Source organism: Bradyrhizobium sp. CSS354 (assembly GCF_029051725.1).
Taxonomy (GTDB): domain Bacteria; phylum Pseudomonadota; class Alphaproteobacteria; order Rhizobiales; family Xanthobacteraceae; genus Bradyrhizobium.
Window position 1 is genome coordinate 144487 of record NZ_JAACFU010000011.1, and the last position, 23566, is coordinate 168052.

Below are 23566 nucleotides of genomic sequence, written 5' to 3' on the forward strand. Positions count from 1 at the left end.
AATCGGATCAAAAGGGAACGGAATTGTCGGACGCCACACGCCCAGCGCCGCAGGAATCAGCCGGCACGACGGCCGAAACGAAGATATTCGCGCATATCGGCGGCCTTCTCGATTTCCATGCCCGCAAGACGCCGGCGGCCCCCGCCCTCCTCGCCCCCGGCCGGCCGGTCCTCAACTACGGCGAGATTGCCGAGCGAACGCATGAGCTCGTCAGCACGCTGCGCGGGTTTGGCATTGCACCTGCCGACCGCATTGCGGTCGCGTTGCCGCGCGGTGCCGACAGCGCACTGGCCCTGATCGCGGTCGCCTCGAGCTGCGCTTGCGTCCCCGTCAATCCCGATCTGACGGCGGACGAGCTGCAACGCTATTTCAGCGAATTGAAGCTGACGGCGCTCGTCACCAGGGCCGACACGAACTCGGCGGCTCGCGATGTCGCCAAGGCGCTCGATATTGCCGTGATCGATTTCGTGCCGGGATCGCAAGATGATCTCGGCGGCTGCGCGTTCGTCGGGCCTGCGGTTGGACCGGCGAGCAGCATCGGCGCCTCGCGCGGCGACGATGACGCGTTCATCCTGCTGACATCGGGCACGGCGGCGCGGCCGAAGATGGTGCCGCTGACGCATCGCAATGTGTGTCTCTCCGCCTACAACGCCGGCCGCGTGCTGTCGCTCGCGTCCCACGATCGTCTGCTCAACGTCCTGCCGCTGTTTCACGCCCATGGTTTGATCTCCGGCCTGCTGACGGCGGTGGCCGCGGGCTCCAGCGTGATCTGTACCGACGGTTTCGACGCATCCTCCTTCTTCGGCTGGATGCGGCAGCTGCAACCGACCTGGTACACGGCAGTGCCGACCATCCATCGCGCGCTGCTGACGGCGGCGGAGGCGAACCCGGATCTTGCCCGATCGTCGTCGCTGCGCGTGATCCGCTCCGCCTCGGCATCGCTTGCGCCTGCGATCCTCGACGGGCTGGAGGCGACGTTCGGCGTTCCCGTGCTCGAAACCTACGGCATGACGGAGGCGGCCTCACAGATCGCGGCCAACCCGTTCGAGCTGCGCAAGATTGGATCGGTCGGCCGTGCCGCGGGCCCCGAGATCGCAATCATGGACGAGACGGGCCGCGCGCTCGCCAGCGGCGAGCATGGCGAGATCACGCTGCGCGGACCCAATATGAGCCGCGGCTACTATAATGACGAGGCGGCGACACAGGCTGCCTTTCGCAACGGCTGGTTCCGGACCGGCGATCTCGGTTATCTCGACTCCGACGGCTATCTCTTCATCGTCGGCCGCATCAAGGACGTCATCAACCGCGGCGGGCAGAAGATCTCGCCCCTCGAGGTGGAAGAGGTTCTGCTCAGCCATCCGGGGGTGCTGGAGGCCGGCGTGTTTGCCGTCCCGCACCAGAAGCTCGGCGAGAACGTCGCCGCAATCGTGGTGCTGCGGCCTAATTCCGAGGCGACCTCGGACCAGTTGCGTCAGTTCGCCCGGAAGCGGCTCGCGGCCTACAAGGTGCCGAGCCTGATCCGCAGCGTGGCGACGCTGCCGAAAGGCGCCAGCGGCAAGGTTAAGCGCAATGCGCTGGCCGAGCTGATCGCAACAGGGGGCGGCGGCGAGGACGAGGCTCGTCTGCCGCGCAATGCGCTGGAGACGGAGCTCGCCGGGGTCTGGGCCAATTTGCTGGAGCTGCCGCAGGTCGGGGGCGATCAGGACGTCTTCGCGCTCGGCGCGGACTCGCTCGCGGTGACGCAGATGCGCTCGCGCCTGCGCGAACGCTTCAATGTCGACTTCTCGTTCCAGGACGTTTTTGATTGCGCCACGGCCGCCGCGCTTGCGGCCCGGATCGAGACCGCTGCAACCCATCGCGAAACGCTGCTGCCGGCTTGGCGCCAGGCCACGGAAGCAGACGCGCCGCTGTCGTTCCAGCAGCAGCGGATGTACGTGCTCTCGCGGCTGGACCCCACTCGGTACAATTATAACGTCGTCGAAGTCGCGCTCCTCAAGGGTGGGCTCGATATCGCCGCACTTTCTGCTGGCCTCGCCGCGGTGTCGGCGCGCCATGAGGCGTTGCGGTCGGTGATCATCGAACGCGATGGCGAGCCGGTGCAGCTTGTGCTGCAATCGCCGCCGCGGTTCGAGCGGATCAAGCTCAAGCCCTGCCCTGCGGACAAGCGGGCCGCTGTCGTCAGGCGCGAAGCGCTCCGGCTCGCGCAGCATCCGTTCGACCTTGCGCATGAGGCGCCGCTGAAAGTCACGCTGCTCTCGTTCGACAAGAGCAGCCATGCGCTGGTAGTCAACGTCCACCACCTCGTCACCGACGGCTGGTCGCAGCGGCTGTTCTGGGAAGAACTCGCCGCCCATTATTCGGCAGCGCGCAAGAAGGACGCGGCGGCACTGCCTTCGCCCGCCTTCCAGTACCGCGACTTCGCGCTGTGGCAGCAAAGCTGGGCCAAGACGCCGGCGGCAAAGGAGCAGCTCGATTACTGGCGGACGCAGCTGGACGGCGTCACCACGCTGCCGCTGCGGACCGACCGACCAAGGCCGGAGGTCTGGAGCGGTCACGGTGCCCGTCACTATCTCGAATTCTCCAGGACCCTGTCGGCCGACCTGCGTGCGCTGAGCCAAGACCAGGGCGTCACGCCCTTCATGACCCTGCTCGCGGCGTTCCAGTGCCTGCTGTTCCGCCACACCGGACACGAGGATGTCGCGACGGGATCTTTGATCGCCAACCGCAACCAGATCGAGAGCGAGCGCCTGATCGGACTGTTCGCCAACACCCTGATCCTGCGCAATGATTTTGGCGGCGATCCGAGCTTCGTCGACATGTTGCGCCGGGTACGGCAGGTCACGCTCGATGCCTATCGCAATCAGGACCTCCCGATCGAGGAAGTCCTGCGCGCGCTTCAGATCGCGCGAAGGAGCGACGGCAACCCGCTGTTCCGGATCATGTTCATCCTCCAGAACGCCTCGATCGAGGCGGCACGTTTCTCCGGTCTGTCGACGCGGCGGCTCGAGATCGATCCAAAGGTGGCGCGATTCGACATCACGCTCGAACTGGTCGAGGCCGACGGCCGTTTCACCGGCTTCTTCGAATACGCCACCGATCTGTTCGACGCGGCGACGATCGAAGGTATGGCAGCTCAGTTCAAAACCCTGCTCGAATCCGTCATCGCCGATCCCGAGCAGCGCATCTCGCACCTGCCACTCCTGACCGAGACCGAACGCCGGCAGCTGCTGGCGCAGGGCCGGGGCGTGCCGGCCAATTTCGCCACGCGCGGCAATCCGAGCGAACGTTTCGACCGCCAGGTCAAGAAGACCCCGAACGCGATCGCGGTGTCGGACGGCCGCACGTCCTTGAGCTATCGCGAGCTGGCCCGCCGCAGCCAGGCGGTCGCGCGCTGGCTCACCCTCGAAGGCATCGGTGCCGAGGCCGTGGTTGCCTTGCTTGCAGATCGCGGGCCCGACCTGCTTGCCGCGATGATCGCCGTGCAACGCGTTGGCGCCGCCTTCCTCAATCTCGATCCCGACCAGCCACCGGCACGGCTCGCAACCATCCTCGGATCGAGCGGCGCCCGCATGCTGCTGACCGGACGGGCGCAGTCGTCCATGGCCGAGGCGCTGCTCGAACCGCTGGTCGAGCGCATTCAAACGGCCGAGCTCGAGGACGCCATCGCGCCAGCGTCGACCAAGCCGGCCCGCGCAACGCGGCGCGCGGCTTCGAGCCTTGCCTATCTCATCTACACCTCCGGCTCCTCCGGCGCGCCGAAGGGCGTCATGATCGAGCAGCGCGGGCTTTCGAACCATCTGGCCTCGCTCATCTCCGAGCTGAACCTCTCGTCCCGGGACGTGATCGCGCAGACCGCGCCGCAGAGTTTTGTCATCTCGGTGTGGCAGTTCCTCGCGGGGCCCATGGTCGGCGCGCGCGTCCATGTCTGCGGTACCGCGATCGTGCAGGACCCGATTTTGCTCGCGCGCGAGATCGAGCGCGAGGGCATCACAGTGCTGGAGATCGTCCCGTCGCTGCTGCGCGTGATCCTCGATCGCATGGACGAGACACAGGTCCGACGCGCCTTTGCAAGGCTGCGCCTTCTGATCTCGACGGGCGAACCGCTGCCCGTCGATCTCTGCAAGGCCTGGTTTGCCCACTGCCCGAAAGTGCCGCTGATCAATGCCTATGGTGCGTCGGAATGTTCCGACGACGTGTCGCTGCATCGCCTGACCAAGGCGCCGGCGACCGACACGGGCCATGTCCCGGTCGGCGCGGCGCTTCCGAACATGCAGCTCTACGTGCTCGACGCAAGCCTGCAGCCGCAGCCGGTCGGCGTGACCGGCGAGCTCTGCATCGGCGGCGCCGGCGTCGGCCGCGGCTATGTCAACGATCCCGCGCAGAACCGGCAGCGCTTCCTGCCCGATCCGTTCTCGCGCAAAGCAAGCAGCCGGCTGTACCGGACCGGCGACCTCGCCCGTCGCCGCGCCGACGGCACGATCGAATGCCTCGGTCGCGCCGACCATCAGGTCAAGGTCCGCGGCTACCGTATCGAGCTCAAGGAGATCGAGAACGCGCTTGCCGACCATCCGGATGTGCGCGCCGGCATCGTCGAGCCCCGTCGCGAAGCGAGCGGCGATGTCAGGCTGATCGCCCATATCGTCGCAAGATCCGGCAGCCGGAGCAGCGCCAGCGAGCTGCGCGACTTCCTGAAGAGCCGGCTGCCGGGCCATGCCATCCCGTCCGCGTTCCTGTTCCTGGATCAGGTGCCGCTCAATGCCCATGGCAAAATCGACCGGAGCGCGCTGCTGGCGCCGGCGCAGCAGGAAACGTCCGGACCGGATACGACCGTGCCGGCGCGGCGCTTCACCGAAAAGGTACTGTCCGACATCTGGATCGACCTGCTGACGGTCGAGAGCCTCGGCGTGACCGACAATTTCTTCGACCTCGGTGGCCATTCGCTGCTGGCGGGCCAAGTCATGGCGCGCGTCGCTCGGGCGCTCGGCGTGTCGCTGCCGATCAAGACCATCTTCGAGGCACCGACGATCGACGAGCTTGCCCGGCGGGTCGACGAGGCCGTGGCGGCAAAGCCGCGCAAGCCGGCCGCAAGTTTCGCAAGGCTGGCTACAGCGAGCCTGGCCGAAGGCAGCCCTCCCACGCTCTCGATCGCGCAGGACCAGATGCTGCGGATCGAGCAGAATCTTCAGGGACTGCCGCTGTTCAACCTGCCTTTCGCCTTCCGTCTCCAGGGGCCGCTCATTCTGGCTGCTCTGGCGCAGGCGATCGACGACATCGTGCGCCGGCACGAATCGCTGCGGACCCATTTCGGCTGGAACGGCGGGGAGCCCGTCAGCCGCATCGCCGCGCCCGGCGCCCTCGGCCGTGTTCTGGCCGTCGAGACGATCGGCGACGGTCAGCCCCACAACAACAAGCGGCGCAAGGCGCTGGAGCTCCGCAAGATCGATCTCCTGATCGAACAGGAGACCTATACCCCGATCGACACCACGCGCGCGCCGCTGCTGCGCGCCCGGCTGCTGCGACTTCACGACGGCGATCACGTGTTGCTGCTGACACTGCACCACGCCGTCGTCGATGGCTGGTCGATCGGCGTGCTGTTCGAGGAAATATCCAACCGTTATGCGGCGCTGGCCGGCTATCGGTCGGTGCCGCTGCCGAAACCGCCGCCGGCTTTTTCGGACGTGGCGCGCTGGCAACGCTGGTGGTGCGGCACCGATGCCGCCCGCCGTCAGGCGGCCGACTGGACCGAGAATTTGCGCGGGGCGCCTCCCCTCTTCGAGGGCGAATCAAGCCCGGGCCCGTCCAGGGGGCACCATCCGGTCAGTCTCGAGCGTGAGCTGATCAGCCGGCTCGCGGCTTTCGCCGGCCAGCACAATTGCACGCTGTTCATGTGCCTGCTGACCGGTTTGAAAGCCCTGCTGCTGGCGCGGACCGGCCGCAACGACATCTCGATCGCCACCGCCATGGCCAATCGCGCCCAGCCGGACACCGACCGGATCGTCGGTCCGTTCGAGAACACGGTGATGGTTCGCACCAAAATCACGCCGGAGCTGTCGTTCGCGCAGGCAATGGCCCGGGTCCGCGAGAGCGTGCTCGACGCGCATGCGCGCCAGGAGCTGCCGTTCAACATCCTGGCCGACCATCTGGAGCAGGAGGGCGTCAATCCAGCCTCGCTGCTCCAGGTCTATTTCACCCTGCAAAATCCGCTGCGCCAGCCGCTCGGTTTGCCTGATCTCGCGACAGCATCGATCGGCAACATCGCCCGCGAAGGCCAGCCGGTGCTGCCGATCGACCAGACATGGCTGTCGCTGATGCTCAAGGAGCGGTCGACGGGTATCACCGGTTCATGCAATTACAAGAGCGAGCTGCTCGACGGCGCTACGGTCGGCCAGTGGATGGAGGATCTCGTCGCGCTGCTCGGGGCTGCTCTCGTCCAACCCAATGCGCCACTCGGCCGATTGCTCAATCGCAGGGCGGCATGACCGGCCGCAAAGCACGGACGAATACGGGGTCACTCGTCAAAGCTGTGAATGACCAAGTTGCATCTTGATTATTTGGCGCCATCGCGCAAGATTATTCTCGCGTTTTGATTTGGACGATTATTTTCAACCGGGGAGTTCGTTATGGGTTTCATCAAATTTACCAAGGGCACCTCGTTGAGCGACAAGGACCGCAAGGCCCTGCAGAAGTTGCTCGGCGCCGAGAAGAAGAAGCTGCAGTCCGCGCTGAAGGACGTCGACGCTAGCATCTCGATGTTGGGCGGCTCAAAGAAGTCCAAGAAGAAGAAGACGTAAGACTCGTCGGCCGGGACGCCGCACGAATCTTCGGGCTTCAGTTTTCGGGCTTCAGCTTTCAAATTTGGCCGCTCGCGTGTCGAGTTGGGGTCTCGCACAAGCTTGCGCCCGTAAACCGGCCAGCAATCGACAAGGATTCGCCGAGTGGACCGCTAGAAGCGGTCCGCTCAGTTGATTCTTGCTCAGTTGATTCTTCCGTCATGGCAGGGGATTTGGCCCCGGCCTGACGCCATGGGCCCAATTGATGGCAGACGACAGAATTGAACTGTTTGTCGGACTGATCGAGACTTTTGACGCGCCGGATGCGGTTGATACGTGCCGGCGCCTGCTCTCGGTCGACGAACGGGTACGAGCCCACCGCTTCATGTTCGAGCGGCACCAGCGGCAGTATATTTTCGCGCATGCGATGTTGCGCCTTGCGCTCTCGCATGTCGCACCTGAGGTCGCCCCCACCGACTGGTCATTTGCGGCCGGGCGTTACGGGCGGCCGTTTGTCGCATCGCCCAAGACCTCGAGCGCGCTGCATTTCAGCCTGTCGCATGCCGACGGCTGCGTCGCCTGCGTCGTGTCAGGGCATGAGACCGTCGGCGTCGATGTCGAGACCGTGTCGCGTCGGGTGGCGCCGCTGTCGACGGCGCTTCGGTTCTTCGCGCCGGAAGAGGTCGAAACGCTGCGCGGGCTGCCGGAGCCCGCCGCGACCGAGCGCTTCTTCGACTACTGGACGCTGAAAGAGGCCTATCTGAAGGCCAGGGGTTTCGGCCTCAATTTGCCGCTCGATGCCTTCGCGATGCAGGTATCGCGCGAGGCGATCGAGATCAGCTTCAAGCCCGATATTGCCGACGATCCGCAAGGGTGGCGATTCCAGCTGATCTCGCCGTCGCCCTCGCATCGTCTCGCGATTGCCGATGGCTCCCGCGCCACCGGCGGCCTTCCCATCACCCGCAATGCGTGGCCGCTGCAGGAGGCGGCTGAATGACGCCGCGGCGGCTGCGCGTATTTCCCGCGATTTCGCGCAACCGCGACCCCAAGAAATACGTCGCCGAGTTGATGCGGGTCGCGCAGTTCGCCGACCGCAACGGCTTCGAAGGCATCCTGCTGTTCGAAGGCAACGACGTGTTCGTCGAGCCCTGGGCGATGGCCCAGCACATCATCGGCGAGACGACCCGATCCTCGCCGCTGATCGCGGTCAATCCGGTCTACATGCACCCGTTCACGGCGGCGAAATTTGTCTCGTCCTTTGCGCAGCTCCACGGCCGCAAGGTCTATCTCAACATGATCACGGGGACGGCGGTCAGCGATTTGCAGGGGCTCGGCGACGAGCAGTCGCATGCCGACCGCTATGTCCGGCTCGGCGAATTCGTTGCGCTGATGCGCCAGCTGCTGGCAAGCCCGCGGCCGGCGACTTTCGAGGGCCGGTTCTACCGCGCAAGCAACCTGCAACTGCGGCCGCGCCTGCCGCCGGAGCTGATGCCGGAATTTCTGGTCGCAGGCCAGTCCGAGCCGGCACAGCGCGTGGCGAAGGAGACCGGCTGCATCAAGATGCAGATGCTGCCGCCCGATCTCGACCGCGGCCTCGATGCGCCGGGCGTGAATTTTGGAATTTTCGCCCGCGAGGGACGCGACGAGGCACGACAAGCGGCAAAGGCGCGTTTCCGCGATAATGCCGACGATCGCGAACTGCTCGCACTCACCGTGGAAAACAGCGATTCCGTGTGGAAGCGGCGCCTCTACGAGGGCCAGAGCGGCGAGCTAGCGGACAATGGCTATTGGCTGCTGCCGTTCCTGACCTTCCAGGCCGACTGCCCCTACCTCGTCGGCAGCTACGCGGAGATCGGCGCGAAGCTGAAGGAATTTGCCGCGAAAGGGCTGACCACGATCATGCTCGACATGGTCGCAGACGAGACCGAGATGCAGCACGTCTGCAAGGCGCTCGCGGCAAGCGGGATGTTTTGAGTTGTTGATGAAGTCGACCTAACCATCACATCGTCATTGCGAGCGTAGCGAAGCAATCCAGAGTCCCTGCGCGGAAAGATTCTGGATTGCTTCGCTACGCTCGCAATGACGGAGAATGATGGGCTACTCAGCGAGAATCACCGCGCCTCTTCGAATCCCGCCAGCACCGAGGTCAGGTTCGCGCCCAGGATATCCGAGAGATAGCCGCCCTCCTGCACGAACACGGTCGGCAGGCCCATCTTCGCGATGGCCTGGCCGATGCGGCGGAAGCCGGGCGTAGTGACGGCGAGACCCTTCAGCGGATCGTGCTCGGAGGCGTCGAGGCCGAGAGCGATGACGAGGGCGCCGGGCGCAAAGGATTCGATCGCCTTGCGCGCGACGTCCATCGCCTGGATGTAACCGTCATCGCCGGTGCCGATCGCCAGGGGGATGTTGAGATTTGTGCCGAGGCCGGGACCTTCGCCGCGCTCATGCGCATAGCCCCACACGTAAGGGTAATACGCGACGGGATCGGCATGGATCGAGACCGTGTAGACGTCCGGCCGCGCGTAGAAGATGCCTTGCGTGCCGTTGCCGTGATGGACGTCGACGTCGAGGATCACGACACGCTCGTGCCTCTGCCGCAGATGCGCCGCCGCGATCGCGCTGTTGTTGAGGAAGCAGAAGCCGCCGGCCATGTCGCGATAGGCGTGATGGCCGGGCGGACGGCAGAGCGCGTAGCTCGCATCCTCGCCGTCCATCACCATCTGCGCCGCGGTGACGGCGACGTCGGTCGCGGCGCAGGCCGCGGCCCAGGTGCCCGGGCCGATTGGCGCCGCGGTGTCGGCGGTGTGCCAGCCGAGCTTGCCGATGATGTGAGTGGGATAAGTCGCGGCATGGCGCACCGGATGGATGTTGCCAATCATCTCCGGGCCGGAATCGCCGAGCGCGGTCCAGGCCTCCCAGGCCTCGCTCAGGAACGACAGATATTCCGGACTGTGGATGCGCGCACGCGGCCCCTGCCCGAATGTGGTCGGCTCGACCAGTTGATGCTTGCCGTCCTTGAGCCCCTTGAGCAGGCGGTCGGCACGTTCGGGCTGCTCGGTTGTGCGCTTGACCACACCACGAACCAGGAAGAATTGCGGATCGTGGCTGCGATGCAGCTCGGTATGGACGGCTTTCACTCAAACACTCCGTGGTCGCTTTGACGGTGCCACAGATGTCTAAATCCCCGCGGCGGCGAGATGCAAGCAAGAAGAATGCCGCCCGTGTCGCGCCGCCCTGCGCCGGAAGCAGATCGCTCGTGAAACTCAGCAGCGCCCGCGCTGAAGACAGTGCTCGCGGCCCTGCTGGTCGGTGCGGAAGGACTCGACGAAGCCGCCCTGACGCTGGGTCACGAAGATCGTCTTGCCGTCGCTGCCGCCGAAGGCGAGATTGGTCGGCTCCTTGGCCCTTAGCGCAATCTCCCGCTCGACCGCGCCACTGGCCTTCATCAACGTGATCGTGCCCTTGAGGATGCGCGCGACATAGAGGCGGCCGGCCATGTCGGTGCGCAGGCCGTCGACGGTGTCGGGCTGGAACGCCTTGACGAGTTTCGGACTGGTGAGCTCATTGGCGCCGACCGTGTAGGACCAGATCTGGCCGCTGCTGGATTCCCCGACATAGAGCGTCTTGTCATCAGGGCTGAGATCGATGCCGTTGGTGGTGCCCATCGCGCGCGGCGCCGACATGAGCTGTCCCTGCACCGTTCCGTCGGCTCCCTTCGCGATGCGCCAGATGTGACCTTCGCGACCTTTCCAGTTCGGATCGCTCGCGTAGATCGTGCCGTCGCGGGCGATGGTGATGTCGTTGGGCTGGTTCATCTCGTCGGAGTGAAACCAGAGGGCGGGCTCGGTCGATCCCTTCGGGATCGCGAAGATGTTGTGCTTCTTGTAGTCGGCGATGAACATGGTGCCATCGCGCGCGAAGCGGATGGCGTTGCCGACGCTGCCCTCGGGCAAAGCCGTAAACGGCACGGACGCCGCGCCGCCGACAGGCAGCTTGCCGATGGTGCCGGGCTTGCCGAAATTGACGACGAAGAGATTGCCATCGAGATCGGCGGCCGGCCCTTCGATGCCGAACGTGTATTCGCCTGATGGCGTCACCTGCACGCTTTCGAACAGTTTCGTTTCCGCTCGGGCCGGTGCCGTCGCAAGGACGAGAACAACGCTACTGCACAGGCACCAAAAATTCCTGCCGGATGTAATAGCCATCGCCGTCGCTGCACTCGCCATTCAGATAGGGATCGGCCGGCCGGAAGAAGCGGCTGAAGCCAAGTTTGTCTACAGCGTTCCTTTGTGTCACGACGACGACCTTGGCAGCCGGTATTTCGCCGCATTCCTTGTTGGTTTTCCCAAAGAACTTGCGCTGCGGCGGGCCGGGCTTGATCCGCATCCGGATGCCTGGAACCATTTTTGACACCAGCAGATCCGCCGTGTCGAGCAGGCGCGTGTAACCAGGCTCGGCCTTCGGCAAGCCTTCGCCACCCGGCGGCATCAGCTTCTCCGCGCCTAACCCGTGAAGCCGCGTGCGCAACTTGCCGGAGTCGGGATCGCCAGGATAGATCCAGCCATCCTGCGACAGCATGAAGCGAAGCACCGTCGCGTCCTTCTGTGCGTCCGATTGGCCGGGCTTCAAGCCGAAATCCGAGTGACAGCCGACGCAATGCTTCTCGACGAGGCCCTTGCGCAAATTGGTAAGCCGGACGCTGTTCTGCGCGTCCCTGGCCACGAAGACCGCCAGTTGATCGATCAGCGCCTGGCTACGCATGTCGCAGGGCAACGGCGCGGGCGCATCGCCCGCGGCCCGGTCGATCCGGATCACGGTCTGGTTCTTGTCCTCGACCAACCAGATTGCGCCGTCCTCCGCGACCGTCATGCCGACGGGCGCACCTTGCGGCCGCGCGCCGTTGACGCGGTGCCAGCCTGCGATCAGCTCCTCGAACGGCGCCGCGGCGACGTCGCCGGCCTCGGTGTGAAAGCTGTGGGTCGGATCGGCCGCGCAACTGACATGATAGCGCACCGGCGCCGGGGCGGGCTTCGGGAAGCCGTGGTCGTCGACGTCATAGACGATGACGCGGCTGCCGGTCGGGCGATAGCCGTGCAGGCCGACCAGCAGCTTGCCCTCGAGCTCCGGAAATTTCACGCCGTGATAATAGAGCATCGCGAGCGGCGCACCGTGCGGCGGCAGCAGCGAGAACGGCGACTTGTAGAGAACGTTGGAGGTGCACAGCGACTTGTAGATTCCCGCCTGCAAGACGATCCTGAATTCGGGACTCGGCGTCGACAGATCGTAGCAATAGGGCCAGCCGTAATGCCGACCCTGCTCGATCGCATTGATCTCCTCGTTCGGCTTGAAAATGTCAGGCAGGTCGCGACCGTTCTCGCCTTGCAGGAAGGCATAGCCCGCATCGGGAAAGCTCGGGTGCAGCGCCAGTGCCATCGAGTTGCGCAGGCCGCGCGCATAGACGCTATGCGGCGGGTCGGCATCGCCAGGCTTCAACGCCGGGAAAATACCGCCCGGCGGCGGCATGAACAGCCAGATCGACGCCATCGCGGAAGCGCCCTCGGCCGCCGCGCAAGGCTTTGTGATCGGCGCCGGCGTGATGCAGTCGTCGCTGTGCGAGCCGATGTTGACGAACAGGCGGCCGTTCTTATCAAAGACAAACTGCTTGAGTGGATGCGCGCTCTCGTCGACCCTGGTGCCGTCGGGCAATGTGATCCGGCGGCCCGGCATGTGACGGACGATGGTCTCGACCGTATCGCGCGGTTTGTCGGCGAGCGGATCGAACCGGAAGATCGTCTCCGCGCTCGAGGCATAGAGCTTCTTGTCCGGACCGATCACGAGACCGAACGGATATTCGATTGCAGTCAGCAGCTCCTTGAACCGCTGTCCCTCAGGTGCACGCGGGTCGAGCAACAGCAGCCGCCCGTCGGTATGGCCCCAGCCCGCCATGTCCGCGACCACGAACAGGTCACGACCGGGCACCTGGATGATCGAGCGCGGGAATTTCAGCCGATCCTCCTCGCTGGCGACGAGGCCGGCGCAAAATCCCGCTTTCATGTCGATCTGGATTCTTGGAAAAACCAGATCGGAGCTGCCGCAGGTCTCCGGGCCGATCGCATAGCCGCTCTTGCGGACCGGTTCTGACGAGCCTACCGAGGCGAAGGTCAGGAGGATCACCAAGGCGCCCGCGCATACGCGCAGGCTTCGGCGTTCACGCCAGAATGTGAGGTGGTTCACGGCGCCTCCCGGGCTTTCCGTCCAGGGTTGTTCCATGCCGTGGGAATGCCGTCCAGTTGATCAACACCCCCTTGTGATCAAACCAGCAGGGGGCTTGGCGCCGACCAATCTCCGTAGATTCCCTTACCGGGCTCGACCCGAATGTTTCGCGAAGGCTTGGAATGGTATCGGTTTGCCGTCCCAATCGCTCCCAATAGGAGACGCATATGGTCCAGGTCTATTTTCACTGCTCAAATACCGAGGGCACGCTGATCGATCGCAGCGGCACAGCGGTGACCAATCTGACCGAGGCGCGCGACCGTGCCGCCCAGATCATGAACGCGATGATCCTGACGCCCGGCGCTGAGGATTGGCGCGACTGGGTGATCCATGTCAGCGGCTCCGACGGCGAGGAGATCTTCGATCTCCCCTTCACTGCCATGCTCGGCAAGCCGCACTGAGGTGATGCCATGTTGCTCGCGTCACTGACCCTGCTCCGCCAGCCCCTGAGCTTCGTCGCCAGCAAATGGCAGACGCTGATCCGGATCGCCGGCAATCCCTACCGGCCCGAGCTCCACTACATGCGCGGGCCTGGCCCGAAATGGCACGCCAAGTATCAGGCCAGCCGGCTGGATCGCGCCCGCTGAGCCCTGCGGCTCCTGCTTTCCACTGATCGGTCTCACAACTCGTCATGCCCGGGCCTGCCCGGGCATTCACGTGTTGGCGCCTCCCCCGCCTGCTTCACACCAGCCATGTCGCGCCGCCCTTTCCATGTTCTCGGTGGGGGCGATGTGCCATTCTTCGCACGCTCCCGCCCATTGCGGAGCTCAGCGCAACGAAGCCAAACCGAAGACAGCACACAGACATCATCATGCCTCATCAGTTCAGCCACGCCCAAACCGTCCGCAAGCCCGCCGTCACATCCAAAGGCGGCATCGTCGCCGCGCAATCGCGGCGGGCGGCCGAAGTGGGCGCACAAGTGCTGGCGGCGGGCGGCGACTGTGTGGACGCGATCGTCGCCACCACCTTCGCGCTCAACGTGCTGGAGCCCTGGAACAGCGGCATGGGCGGCGGCGGCGCGATGGTGCTCTACCGTGCGGCGGAAAATCGCTACGAAGTGATCGACTACGGCATGTGCGCCCCGCAAAGCCTGCGCACCGCCGACTATCCGCTCAGCGGCGAAGGCGCGGCTTCCGATCTGTTTCCCTGGCAGCGGGTCAGGGACGACCGCAATATCCACGGCCCCGGCTCGATCGCCGTGCCCGGCGTCGTCGCGGGCATGGAGGAGGCGCATCGTCGTCACGCCAGGCTGCCTTGGAAAGATCTGGTCGCGCCAGCCGCGGCCCTCGCCGGTGAAGGCCTGCTGGTCGACTGGTGGACCACGCTGACGATCGCGGCATCGGCGGCCGATCTTCGGCGCTATCCCGCGAGCGCGGCAGCATTCCTGAAGGACGGCCTGCCGCCGAGCGCGCCATGGGGCATCAAGTCCGAGACGCGACTGCCGCTGGACAAGCTGAAGGCGACACTGGCGCACCTCGCCGACGCCGGTCCGCGCGATTTCTATCAGGGCGACCTCGCCAGGAGCATCGCGTCCGACATCAAGGCTGACGGCGGCGCGCTGTCGGTGGAGGACCTCGCCGCGTTCCGAGCCCATCTGCGCGAGCCGCTGGCGATTCCCTATCGCGGCGGCAAGGTGTTTGCGACGCCGGAGCTCACAGCCGGGCCGACGATGGCGCATGCGCTACGCCTGTTGCAACAGAACCTTAAGCCGGGAAGCGCGCCCGATGCAGCCGCCTACGTCGAATATGCCGCCGCGCTGCAATCAGCCTATCGCGAGCGGCTCAAGGATATGGGGGATGCCGACGGCAAGCGCTCGCTCGGCGCGGACTATCTGGCGCCCGCCTGTACCACGCACTTCTCGGTAGTCGATCGCCACGGCAACATCGCGGCGGTGACGCAGACGCTGCTGTCTTCCTTCGGCTCGAAATACGTCACGCCGAACACCGGCATCGCCATGAACAACGGCATCATGTGGTTCGACCCGACGCCGGGCACCACCAACTCGCTCGCCCCTGGCAAGCGCTGCCTCACCAACTACACGCCTGTTATCGCCGAGGCCAGGGACGGCAGACGGCTTGCGGTCGGCGCCTCCGGCGGCCGCCGCATTCTGCCGTCGGTGATGCAGATCGTGTCGTTTGCGATGGATTTTGGCATGGATCTCGACGCCGCGATCCATCAACCGCGCATCGATGCCAGCGAAGGCGCGATCGTAATCGGCGATACCAGGTTGCCGGCGGACACACGCGAGATGCTTGCGGCGCGATTCGACTATGAGGAAGCGCGGGTGCAGTCCTTGCCGCAGAAGTTCGCCTGCCCGAGCGTCGTGATGCGCGAAGGCGACACCAATTCCGGCGCGGTCGAGATTTTCCAACCGTGGGCCGACGCGGTGGTCGAGGGCTGAGGCTTAGATCCCCAGCCGGTCCCGCACGCGACCAGCGATCACTGCCGTCGTCACGCCCACCGGCCACAACGCATGCATCGGGATCGGCTTGATTCCGGTGACGGGCATGTCGATCTCGGCCTTGGCGCCGCCGATCAGGCGGCACGCCAGCTGCGCGCCCATCGCGGTCGAGAGCGCGACGCCGCGGCCGTTGCAGCCAAGCGAAATCAGGATGTTGTCCGCGGGCTCGTGCACATGCGGATAATGATCCGCGGTGATGGCGAGCCGGCTATTCCAGCCATGGGTCCAGGCAACGCCCTTGAGCTGCGGCCATAGCCGCTCGGCGTATCGCATGAGATAGGCGACGTCGCGCGGCGAACTGATCCAGCGCATCGGACCGCGGCCGCCCATCAAGAAGCGGTTCTGCTGATCGATGCGGTAATAGACGGTGATGTGGCCGCTCTCGTAGAGGACGGGGCGCGTCGGCATGATCGAACGCGCGACCTCATCCGACAGCGGGGCCGTGGCGGCGATCGAGGAAAACACCGGCACGATGGTGCGGCGAAGCGCCGGCCAGAGATCGTCCGTAAAACCGTTGGTCGCGAGCAGCACCTTGTCGGCATGCACCACCGCGCGCGGAGTCTCGATGCGCCAGCGGCTGCCCTCGCGACGGAGCGACAGCGCCGGTGTTTCGCCGTGCACCTGAGCGCCCGCGGAGATCGCGGCGCGCGCGAGGCCCCGGGCGTAGCTGAGGGGATGCAGATCGCCGCCGCGCGTATCCAGCATGGCGCCGATGTAGCGATCCGTGCCGGTCATCTCCCGCAATTGCTCGCGATTGAGGTACGACACCGGCATGCCACGGGCGATGCACTGTTGTGCGGTTGTCTCGATCGCGGCGGCGCTGGCCTCATTATAGGCCGCGCGCAGCGTGCCGTTCTGCCGCGCTTCGCACGGAATCTGGTACCGGCGGATCAAATCATGCGTGAAATTCGTCGTGCCATAGGAGAAGTCGATCATGCGGCGGCCGAGCTCAGCGCCGAAATCGGCTTCGATCTGATCGGGGTCGTGCTTCAGTCCGGGATTGGTGTGGCCGCCATTGTTGCCCGACGCGCCCCAGCCCGGCTCCTGCGCCTCCAGTACCAGTGCCTCGACGCCCTGCTCCGCCAGATGCAACGCGGTGGACAGGCCGGTGTAGCCGCCGCCGATAATGGCGACCGAGACCGCCTTGTCGACGTCGAGCGGCGGCGTGGCCACCGGCGCGACGGCAGTGTCGGCATAGAGAGACGGCGGCAGGGGCAGGCGCGTGGTCATGGCGAAGACCGATCAGAGCGGATGCAGCACGCGGCGCAGAAAATCTTGCGTCCGCGCATGCTGCGGTTGGTTGAGCACCGATTTCGCCGGCCCTTCCTCGACGATGACGCCGCCGTCGATGAACAGCACACGGTCGGCGACGTCGCGGGCAAAGCCCATCTCGTGCGTAACGACCACCATGGTCATGCCGTCGTCGGCGAGCTTGCGCATCACGCCGAGAACGTCGCCGACCAATTCAGGATCGAGCGCCGAGGTCGGTTCGTCGAACAGGATGGCCTTGGGCTGCATCGCCAGCGCCCGCGCGATCGCGACGCGTTGCTGCTGGCCGCCGGAGAGCTGCGGCGGATGTTCGTTGGCTTTCTCGGCAAGTCCCACCTGGGCGAGCAGCGCGCGGCCACGCTCGAATGCGGCAGCGCTCGGCTCCTTCTTCACATAAAGCGGACCTTCGACCACGTTCTCCAGCACCGTCCGGTGCGGAAACAGGTTGAAGCGCTGGAACACCATCGAGACCTGCGTGCGGATCTTCACGATCGACGGCGCGTCGCGGTCGACCTTCAATCCTTCGACGCTGATCTCGCCGCGGTCATAGCTTTCGAGACCGTTGATACAGCGCAAGATGGTGGACTTGCCGGAGCCGGAGGGGCCGACGATGCAGACCACCTCGCCCTTCTGCACGGACGCCGTGATGCCCTTGAGCACCTCGTTCTCGCCAAAGCTCTTGTGGACGTCGATCAGCTCGATCATTTCTTGCCGGCCCGCTTCTCGAAGTGACGGACCAGCAGGATCAGCGGAATGCTCATGGTGAGATACATCAGCGCAACCATCGTAAACACGTTGGTGTTCTTGAAGGTCGAGGACGCGATCAGCTTGCCCTGAAGGGCGAGCTCGGCGACCGTGATGGTCGAGGCCTGCGAGGAATCTTTCAGCATCATGATCATGACATTGCCATAGGGCGGCAGCACGATGCGCACCGCCTGCGGCAGCACGACCCGGCGCATGGTCAGCCACCAGCCCATGCCGATCGATTGCGCCGCCTCGATCTGCCCCTTGTCGATCGCCTCGATGCCGGCGCGGAAATTTTCCGCCTGATAGGCCGAGTAGGCGATGCCGAGCCCGAGGATCGCGGCCTGCAACGCGGACAGCGTGACGCCGAGATCGGGCATCACGAAGTAAAGGTAGAACAACAGCACGATGATTGGAATGCCGCGGATCACGTTGATCAGGCTGGCGCTGAGCAGCGACAGGACGCGGATGCCGGAGACCCGCATCATCGCCCAAACCAGGCCAAGCACCGTCGATAGCAGCAGCGAGCCGATGGTGACGACGATCGTCAGCACGACGCCGCTCATCAGGATCGGGAAGAATTCGGCCGCGTCGTGCCAGAAGCCCTTCATCAATCAGCTTTCATCGATTGGCGTCTGGCGATCAACCCTGTGCCTTCAGGCCCCATTTATCGAGGATCTTGTCGATGGTGCCGTTGGCCTTCAACTTGGCGAGCGAGGCGTTGATCTTGCCGAGCAGCGCGGTCTCGCCCTTGCGCACGCCGATGCCGACCGAGCCGACCGTGACAGGCTTGTAGCCGTCGACCAGGCGCACCTCGGGGAAGCCGCCCTGCTTCAGATTGTAGGCGAGGATCGGATAGTCGGCATAACCGGCCTTGAGGCGGCCGGTGTTCACGTCGCGCAGGATGTCGGGGATGGTGTCGTAGGCCTTGACGTCGGCGAACAGGCCGGACTTCTTCAGCGCGTCGACGAAGGCGGTGCCGACCTGGGCGCCGACCGTCTCGCCCTTCAGATCGTCCTGGGTGGCGTAGGCCTTGGTATCGCTCTTGGGGACCACGAGGCCTTCGCCATAGGTGTAGATCGGATCGGAGAAGTCGACGACCTCCTTGCGCGGCGCCGTGATGAACATCGCGGCCGCGATGATGTCGATCTTGCTCGATGTCAGCGACGGAATCAGCGCCGAGAACTGCATCGGCTCGATTTGCACGTTGAAGCCGGCATCCTTGCCCACTTCAGTGACGAGATCGACCATGATGCCCTGGATCGTATTGGTCTTGGTGTCGAGGAACGTGAAGGGAATGCCTGTCGGCGTCGAACCGACCTTCAGCACCTGCTGCGCCGAAGCCGGCGCTGCTGCGGCAATTGCGAGTGCCGCGACCGCGGCCAGACCAAAACGCTTCATCGCATCCCCCTTGGGCCCGGCCGATGGCGGCGCTCGCAGATCTCGTCATCGCCGACGTTGCGGGCCAAGCCGTTTCGGCCTATTTTCACCAGTATGAAAATTTGGTCACACTTTCGCGACCGATGCAAGCGGTTTTCATGCACATGAAGGAAGCGGTTTGACGTGAGCGGTGGCAAAAGAATGCGCAGACCGGCCGCCGCAAAGCGGGTGAAGAAGGTGCAGATAAAGGTGAAGGTGAAAGCCAGCGCCAGCACCAGCACTATTGCGAAAGCGGCCGAGCCGGCGATGGATGTCGCGGTCGGCCGCCGCATTCGCGATCTCAGGCGCATCAGGCAATTCTCGCTCGAGACGGTCGCTTCGCGCACGGATCTCTCGATCGGCTTCCTCAGCCAGATCGAACGCGGCCTGTCGTCGCCGTCGCTGCGCGTGCTGGCCACGCTCGCCGACGTGCTCGGCGTCGGCATCGCCGCGCTGTTCGGCGCGAGCCCGAATGCCGACGGCGCATCCGACCAAATCGTCACGCGAGGGCTTCAGCGGCCCGAACTGAAGCTCTGGCGCACCGGCGTGTCGAAGCAATTGCTGAGCCCGGCGAGCGGCGACAACCGGCTCAATCTGTTCCTGGTACATCTGGAGCCCGGCGGCTCCACCGGCGACGAGCTCTACACCCATGACGGCGAGGAAGCCGGCCTCGTGCTCGAAGGCGAGATGATGCTGACAGTGGACAACGAGACATGGTCGCTGAAGACGGGCGACAGTTTTAGATTCGCGAGCCGTCGGCCGCACCGGTTTTCAAATCCGGCCGAGGATGCGAAGGCCGTGGTGTTGTGGGTGAATTGCGTGACGGGGACGGGGTAGCGCAGCCGTCATTCCGGGGCGATGCGCAGCATCGAACTATGGTGCGCAATTGCGCACCTGAGAATCTCGAGATTCCGGGTTCGTCTCTTCGAGACGCCCCGGAATGACGGCCTCACTTAGCCAAACCGGTACTTGTACCGGTCCACCGTTAGCGCACTCACATCAATGTCCGGCTTCTTGCCCGACAGCATGTCGGCGAGCACGCGGCCGGAGCCGCAGGACATGGTCCAGCCTAGCGTGCCGTGGCCGGCGTTGAGGTGAAGGTTGGCATACTGCGTCGGGCCGATCACCGGCGGGCCGTCCGGCGTCATCGGGCGCAGACCGCTCCAGAACGTCGCCTTGGAGAGATCACCGCCGCGCGGGAACAGATCGGTCAGCGAGTGATCGAGCGTGGCGCGGCGCGCGTCGTAGAGCTGGCTCGAGAAGCCGGAGATTTCGGCGGTGCCGCCGACGCGGATGCGATTGCCGAGGCGCGTGATGGCGACTTTGTAGCTCTCGTCCATCACGGTCGATTCCGGCGCGCCGGAAGCGTCCTTGATCGGCACCGTGATCGAATAGCCCTTCACGGGATAGACCGGCAGCGAAATATCGAGCGGCGCGACCAGCCGCGACGACCAGCTTCCGAGCGCGAGCACGTAAGCGTCTGCCTGCAACATTCCGGCGCTGGTGGCGACACCGCTGACGCGCGCGCCGTCGGTGACGATGCGATCGATACCGGTATTGAACATGAAGCGCACGCCGAGCGCTTCGGCGTGCTTGGCCAGCGCCTGCGTGAACATGTGACAATCGCCGGTCTCGTCCTGCGGCAGGCGGAGTCCGCCCGCGAACTTCTCCTTCACGCCCGCCAGCGCCGGCTCGGCCGCGATGCAGCCCTCCCTGCTCAGCACCTCGAAGGGCACGCCGTACTCCTTAAGCACGGCGATGTCCTCACCGGTGCCGTCGAGCTGAGCCTGATAGCGGAACAGCTGCAGCGTGCCCTGCGAGCGCTCGTCATACTGGATGCCGATGTCGCGGCGCAGATCGCGCAGGCAATCGCGGCTATATTCCGCGATCGGAATCATCCGGCTCTTGTTGATCGCGTAGCGTTCGCTGGTGCAATTGCGCAGCATCTTGAGCAGCCAGACCCACATCACGGGATCGAGCTTCGGCCGGATCACCAGCGGGCCGTACTTCATCAGCAGCCATTTGACCGCCTTCACCGGGACGCCGGGACCGGCCCAGGGCGAGGAATAGCCGGGCGACACTTCGCCGGCATTGGCAAAGGAGGTCTCGAGCGCCGGTTCGGGCTGACGGTCGACAACCGTCACCTCATGGCCGGCACGCGCGAGGTAGTAGGCAGAGGTGACACCGATGACACCGCTGCCGAGGATCAGAACTTTCACGCTTCGTCAAACTCCCGCGGCATCACGCTCGCCGCTGCAAGAGGAACTCCGCAACGGCGAGAGCAATTATCAGGCCACCCGCTTGATGGCGTCGCCGAGGATCGACACGATATCATCGATGTGGCTCTTCTCGACGATGAGCGGAGGCGACAGCGCAAAGCTATCGCCGCTCATGCGGAAGTACAGCCCGCGATTGAAGCAGTCGACCATGACGTCGTAGCCACGCACGCCGACCGTACCGTCACGCGGCGACAGCTCGACCGCGCCCATCATGCCGCAATTGCGGATGTCGACGACGTTCGGCAGACCCTTCAGCGAATGCAGCGCGTCGCGCCAGTATTCGGAAATCGAAGCACCGCGCGTCAGCAGGCCTTCGTCCTTGTAGATGTCGAGTGTGGCGATGCCCGCGGCGCAGGCGACCGGATGCGCCGAATAAGTGTAGCCGTGGAACAGCTCCATCGCGTTCTCCGGGCCGACCATCAGGCCGTCGTGAACCTTGCGGCTCGCAAACACGGCGCCGCAGGGAACGGTGCCGTTGGTGATGCCCTTGGCCGTCGTCATCATATCAGGCGTGACGCCGAAGAAGTTGGCGGCGAACGGCGTGCCGAGGCGACCGAAGCCGGTGATGACCTCGTCGAAGATCAGGAGAATGCCGTGCTTGTCGCAGATCTCGCGCAGGCGCTGGAGATAGCCCTTCGGCGGCGGCAACACTGCGGTCGAGCCCGGCACCGGCTCGACGATGACGGCCGCGATGGTCTCGGCGCCGTGCAGGGCCACCAGCCGCTCGAGATCATCGGCAAGCTCGGCGCCATGCTCGGGCTGATCCTTGGCGAAGGCGTTGCGGGTGAGATCATGGGTGTGGCGGATGTGGTCGACGCCCGGCAGCAGGGTGGCGAAGGCGCGGCGGTTGGCGACCATGCCGCCGACCGAGGTGCCGCCGAAGCCGACGCCGTGGTAGCCGCGCTCGCGGCCGATCAGGCGGGTGCGGCTCGCCTGGCCGTTGGCGCGGTGATAGGCGAGCGCGATCTTCAGTGCGGTGTCGACCGACTCTGAGCCGGAATTGGTGAAGAAGATCCGATCGAGGCCCTTCGGTGCGATCTCGGCCAGACGCTCGGCGAAGTCGAATGCCAGCGGATGGCCCATCTGGAACGACGGTGCGAAGTCCAGCGTCATCAGCTGGCGCTCGACGGCGGCGGCGATCTGCTTGCGGCCGTGGCCGGCATTGACGCACCAGAGGCCGGCGGAGGCGTCGATCACCTTGCGGCCGTCGACGGTGGTGTAATGCATGCCCTCGGCCGAGGAGAACAGGCGCGGCGCCTTCTTGAACTGCCGGTTGGCCGTGAACGGCATCCAGAACGAGTCGGTCTTGATGGTGTTCGGAATCTGATGAAGGGTCACGGGCCACGCTCCTTTGCTGACCTGCTACCAGAGGCACGGCTTGAAAAGCGCAACAAGTCCTTTTCTGATGAGCTGCAAGCCATTGATTTGACTGGGGCTGCCGGTCCATATTTGCGCGATCCGCAACACCTGCAACACGGGACAGGGACATGAGCGTCGATATCGGTGGACGGCTGCGATTCATCCGGGCGCGCCAGAAGCTGTCGCAGCGCGAACTCGCCAAGCGCGCCGGCGTCACCAATTCGACGATTTCGCTGATCGAATCCAACCAGATGAACCCGTCCGTGGGAGCGCTCAAGCGCATTCTCGACGGCATCCCGATGGGGCTCGCCGAGTTCTTCGCGCTGGAGCCGGAGAGCCGGCGCAAGATATTCTACCGCGGTGAAGAGCTGACCGAGGTCGGCAAGAAGCCGATCTCGTATCGGCAAGTAGGCGACAATCTGTTCGGTCGCAGCCTGCAGATCCTGAAGGAGCGCTACGAGCCCGGCAGCGACACCGGGCGCGTTCACCTCGTCCATGATGGCGAGGAAGGCGGCATCGTGATCTCGGGAAAGCTCGAAGTCACCGTCGAGGACGAGCGCCGCATCCTCAATCCGGGAGATGCCTACTATTTCGAGAGCCGTCGCCCGCATCGCTTCCGCTGCGTCGGCGGCAAGCCGTGCGAGGTGATCTCGGCCTGCACGCCTCCGACGTTTTGAAGTTGTCCGCAATCCTACGGAGCCACCGGTATCTTACGGAGCTTGAGCCATCTCAATTTCGGGAGCCTGATCCTCTATATGTTTCGAGCCATAGCCAAGCAGCCTCCGCTTTCCGGAGCCGCTTCGTAACAGGGCTCGCTATGAAGATCACGCTCGCAAATGCAGAGGCTGCACTCGATGAAGTGCAGCGCGACAGCGACAAGCTCCATTCGGAGGAGCTGCGCAAGACCATCGCGAACTACATCGAGTCGCAGCGAGAAGCGCTCAAGGCTCTTCGCAAGAAGCTGCATTAGCACGCGGCGGAGCGAGAAGGCC

20 protein-coding genes are annotated in these 23566 nt (G+C 64.9%); 11 read left to right on the plus strand and 9 right to left on the minus strand.

Annotated features, from left to right (window positions below; all coding sequences use genetic code 11):
* Positions 1-23 precede the first annotated feature (23 nt).
* The 4 genes from GWG67_RS25700 (at position 24) to GWG67_RS25715 (ending at position 8744) form a co-directional block, all read left to right on the plus strand.
* Positions 24-6479, plus strand: coding sequence for a non-ribosomal peptide synthetase (locus tag GWG67_RS25700; RefSeq protein WP_275172171.1), 6456 nt, complete (start codon positions 24-26; stop codon positions 6477-6479).
* Between the two features lie 141 nt (positions 6480-6620).
* Positions 6621-6791 carry a hypothetical protein gene (locus tag GWG67_RS25705; RefSeq protein WP_162847227.1) on the plus strand — a complete coding sequence of 57 codons (171 nt, stop codon included), beginning with the start codon at positions 6621-6623 and terminating at the stop codon, positions 6789-6791.
* Between the two features lie 244 nt (positions 6792-7035).
* On the plus strand, positions 7036-7767 hold the full coding sequence (locus GWG67_RS25710; protein WP_275172172.1) for a 4'-phosphopantetheinyl transferase superfamily protein: 732 nt from the start codon (positions 7036-7038) through the stop codon (positions 7765-7767).
* Positions 7764-8744, plus strand: coding sequence for an LLM class flavin-dependent oxidoreductase (locus GWG67_RS25715; RefSeq protein WP_275172173.1), 981 nt, complete (start codon positions 7764-7766; stop codon positions 8742-8744). The genes GWG67_RS25710 and GWG67_RS25715 overlap by 4 nt, the downstream gene beginning before the upstream one ends.
* Before the next feature lie 137 nt (positions 8745-8881).
* On the opposite strand, the gene GWG67_RS25720 is transcribed toward GWG67_RS25715, so the two are convergent.
* The 3 genes from GWG67_RS25720 to GWG67_RS25730 form a co-directional block, all read right to left on the minus strand.
* Positions 8882-9907 carry a histone deacetylase family protein gene (locus tag GWG67_RS25720; RefSeq protein WP_275172174.1) on the minus strand — a complete coding sequence of 342 codons (1026 nt, stop codon included), beginning with the start codon at positions 9905-9907 and terminating at the stop codon, positions 8882-8884.
* 126 nt (positions 9908-10033) lie between these two features.
* Positions 10034-10975 carry an SMP-30/gluconolactonase/LRE family protein gene (locus GWG67_RS25725; protein WP_275172176.1) on the minus strand — a complete coding sequence of 314 codons (942 nt, stop codon included), beginning with the start codon at positions 10973-10975 and terminating at the stop codon, positions 10034-10036.
* Positions 10932-13004: a sorbosone dehydrogenase family protein gene (locus GWG67_RS25730; protein ID WP_275172177.1), complete on the minus strand. Its 2073-nt coding sequence runs from the start codon at positions 13002-13004 to the stop codon at positions 10932-10934. The genes GWG67_RS25725 and GWG67_RS25730 overlap by 44 nt, the downstream gene beginning before the upstream one ends.
* A 206-nt stretch (positions 13005-13210) precedes the next feature.
* On the opposite strand from GWG67_RS25730, the gene GWG67_RS25735 reads away from it, so the two are divergent.
* The 3 genes from GWG67_RS25735 (at position 13211) to GWG67_RS25745 (ending at position 15444) form a co-directional block, all read left to right on the plus strand.
* On the plus strand, positions 13211-13444 hold the full coding sequence (locus GWG67_RS25735) for a hypothetical protein (RefSeq protein WP_007600593.1): 234 nt from the start codon (positions 13211-13213) through the stop codon (positions 13442-13444).
* Between the two features lie 9 nt (positions 13445-13453).
* Positions 13454-13630 (plus strand): hypothetical protein, encoded by a 177-nt coding sequence (locus GWG67_RS25740; RefSeq protein WP_275172179.1) that lies wholly within the window; start codon positions 13454-13456, stop codon positions 13628-13630.
* 224 nt (positions 13631-13854) lie between these two features.
* Positions 13855-15444: a gamma-glutamyltransferase family protein gene (locus GWG67_RS25745; RefSeq protein ID WP_275172180.1), complete on the plus strand. Its 1590-nt coding sequence runs from the start codon at positions 13855-13857 to the stop codon at positions 15442-15444.
* A 3-nt stretch (positions 15445-15447) separates the two neighbouring features.
* Here the strand turns inward: GWG67_RS25745 and GWG67_RS25750 are convergent, their stop codons facing one another.
* The 4 genes from GWG67_RS25750 to GWG67_RS25765 are packed head-to-tail and all read right to left on the minus strand — an operon-like array spanning position 15448 to position 18918.
* The gene (locus tag GWG67_RS25750) at positions 15448-16734 is read right to left on the minus strand and encodes an FAD-binding oxidoreductase (protein ID WP_275172181.1); all 1287 of its coding nucleotides are present in this window, start codon (positions 16732-16734) and stop codon (positions 15448-15450) included.
* 12 nt (positions 16735-16746) lie between these two features.
* Complete coding sequence (locus GWG67_RS25755) at positions 16747-17478, minus strand: amino acid ABC transporter ATP-binding protein (protein WP_275172182.1); 732 nt, start codon at positions 17476-17478, stop codon at positions 16747-16749.
* Complete coding sequence (locus tag GWG67_RS25760; protein ID WP_007600584.1) at positions 17475-18128, minus strand: amino acid ABC transporter permease; 654 nt, start codon at positions 18126-18128, stop codon at positions 17475-17477. The genes GWG67_RS25755 and GWG67_RS25760 overlap by 4 nt, the downstream gene beginning before the upstream one ends.
* 31 nt (positions 18129-18159) lie before the next feature.
* Positions 18160-18918: an ABC transporter substrate-binding protein gene (locus tag GWG67_RS25765; protein WP_275172183.1), complete on the minus strand. Its 759-nt coding sequence runs from the start codon at positions 18916-18918 to the stop codon at positions 18160-18162.
* 23 nt (positions 18919-18941) lie between these two features.
* On the opposite strand from GWG67_RS25765, the gene GWG67_RS25770 reads away from it, so the two are divergent.
* Positions 18942-19079: a hypothetical protein gene (locus tag GWG67_RS25770; protein ID WP_275172184.1), complete on the plus strand. Its 138-nt coding sequence runs from the start codon at positions 18942-18944 to the stop codon at positions 19077-19079.
* 19 nt (positions 19080-19098) lie between these two features.
* A complete protein-coding gene (locus GWG67_RS25775) occupies positions 19099-19773 on the plus strand; it encodes a helix-turn-helix domain-containing protein (RefSeq protein WP_275172186.1) in 675 nt (224 codons plus the stop codon).
* A 116-nt stretch (positions 19774-19889) separates the two neighbouring features.
* On the opposite strand, the gene GWG67_RS25780 is transcribed toward GWG67_RS25775, so the two are convergent.
* Both GWG67_RS25780 and GWG67_RS25785 read right to left on the minus strand, forming a co-directional pair.
* The gene (locus GWG67_RS25780) at positions 19890-21155 is read right to left on the minus strand and encodes a D-amino acid dehydrogenase (protein WP_275172187.1); all 1266 of its coding nucleotides are present in this window, start codon (positions 21153-21155) and stop codon (positions 19890-19892) included.
* A gap of 69 nt (positions 21156-21224) precedes the next feature.
* Positions 21225-22553, minus strand: coding sequence for an aspartate aminotransferase family protein (locus GWG67_RS25785; RefSeq protein WP_275172188.1), 1329 nt, complete (start codon positions 22551-22553; stop codon positions 21225-21227).
* Positions 22554-22702: 149 nt separating this feature from the next.
* On the opposite strand from GWG67_RS25785, the gene GWG67_RS25790 reads away from it, so the two are divergent.
* Both GWG67_RS25790 and GWG67_RS25795 read left to right on the plus strand, forming a co-directional pair.
* Positions 22703-23251, plus strand: a complete 549-nt coding sequence (locus tag GWG67_RS25790; RefSeq protein ID WP_007606338.1) for a cupin domain-containing protein — start codon at positions 22703-22705, stop codon at positions 23249-23251.
* Between the two features lie 140 nt (positions 23252-23391).
* Positions 23392-23544, plus strand: coding sequence for a hypothetical protein (locus GWG67_RS25795; protein ID WP_197031157.1), 153 nt, complete (start codon positions 23392-23394; stop codon positions 23542-23544).
* Positions 23545-23566 lie beyond the last annotated feature (22 nt).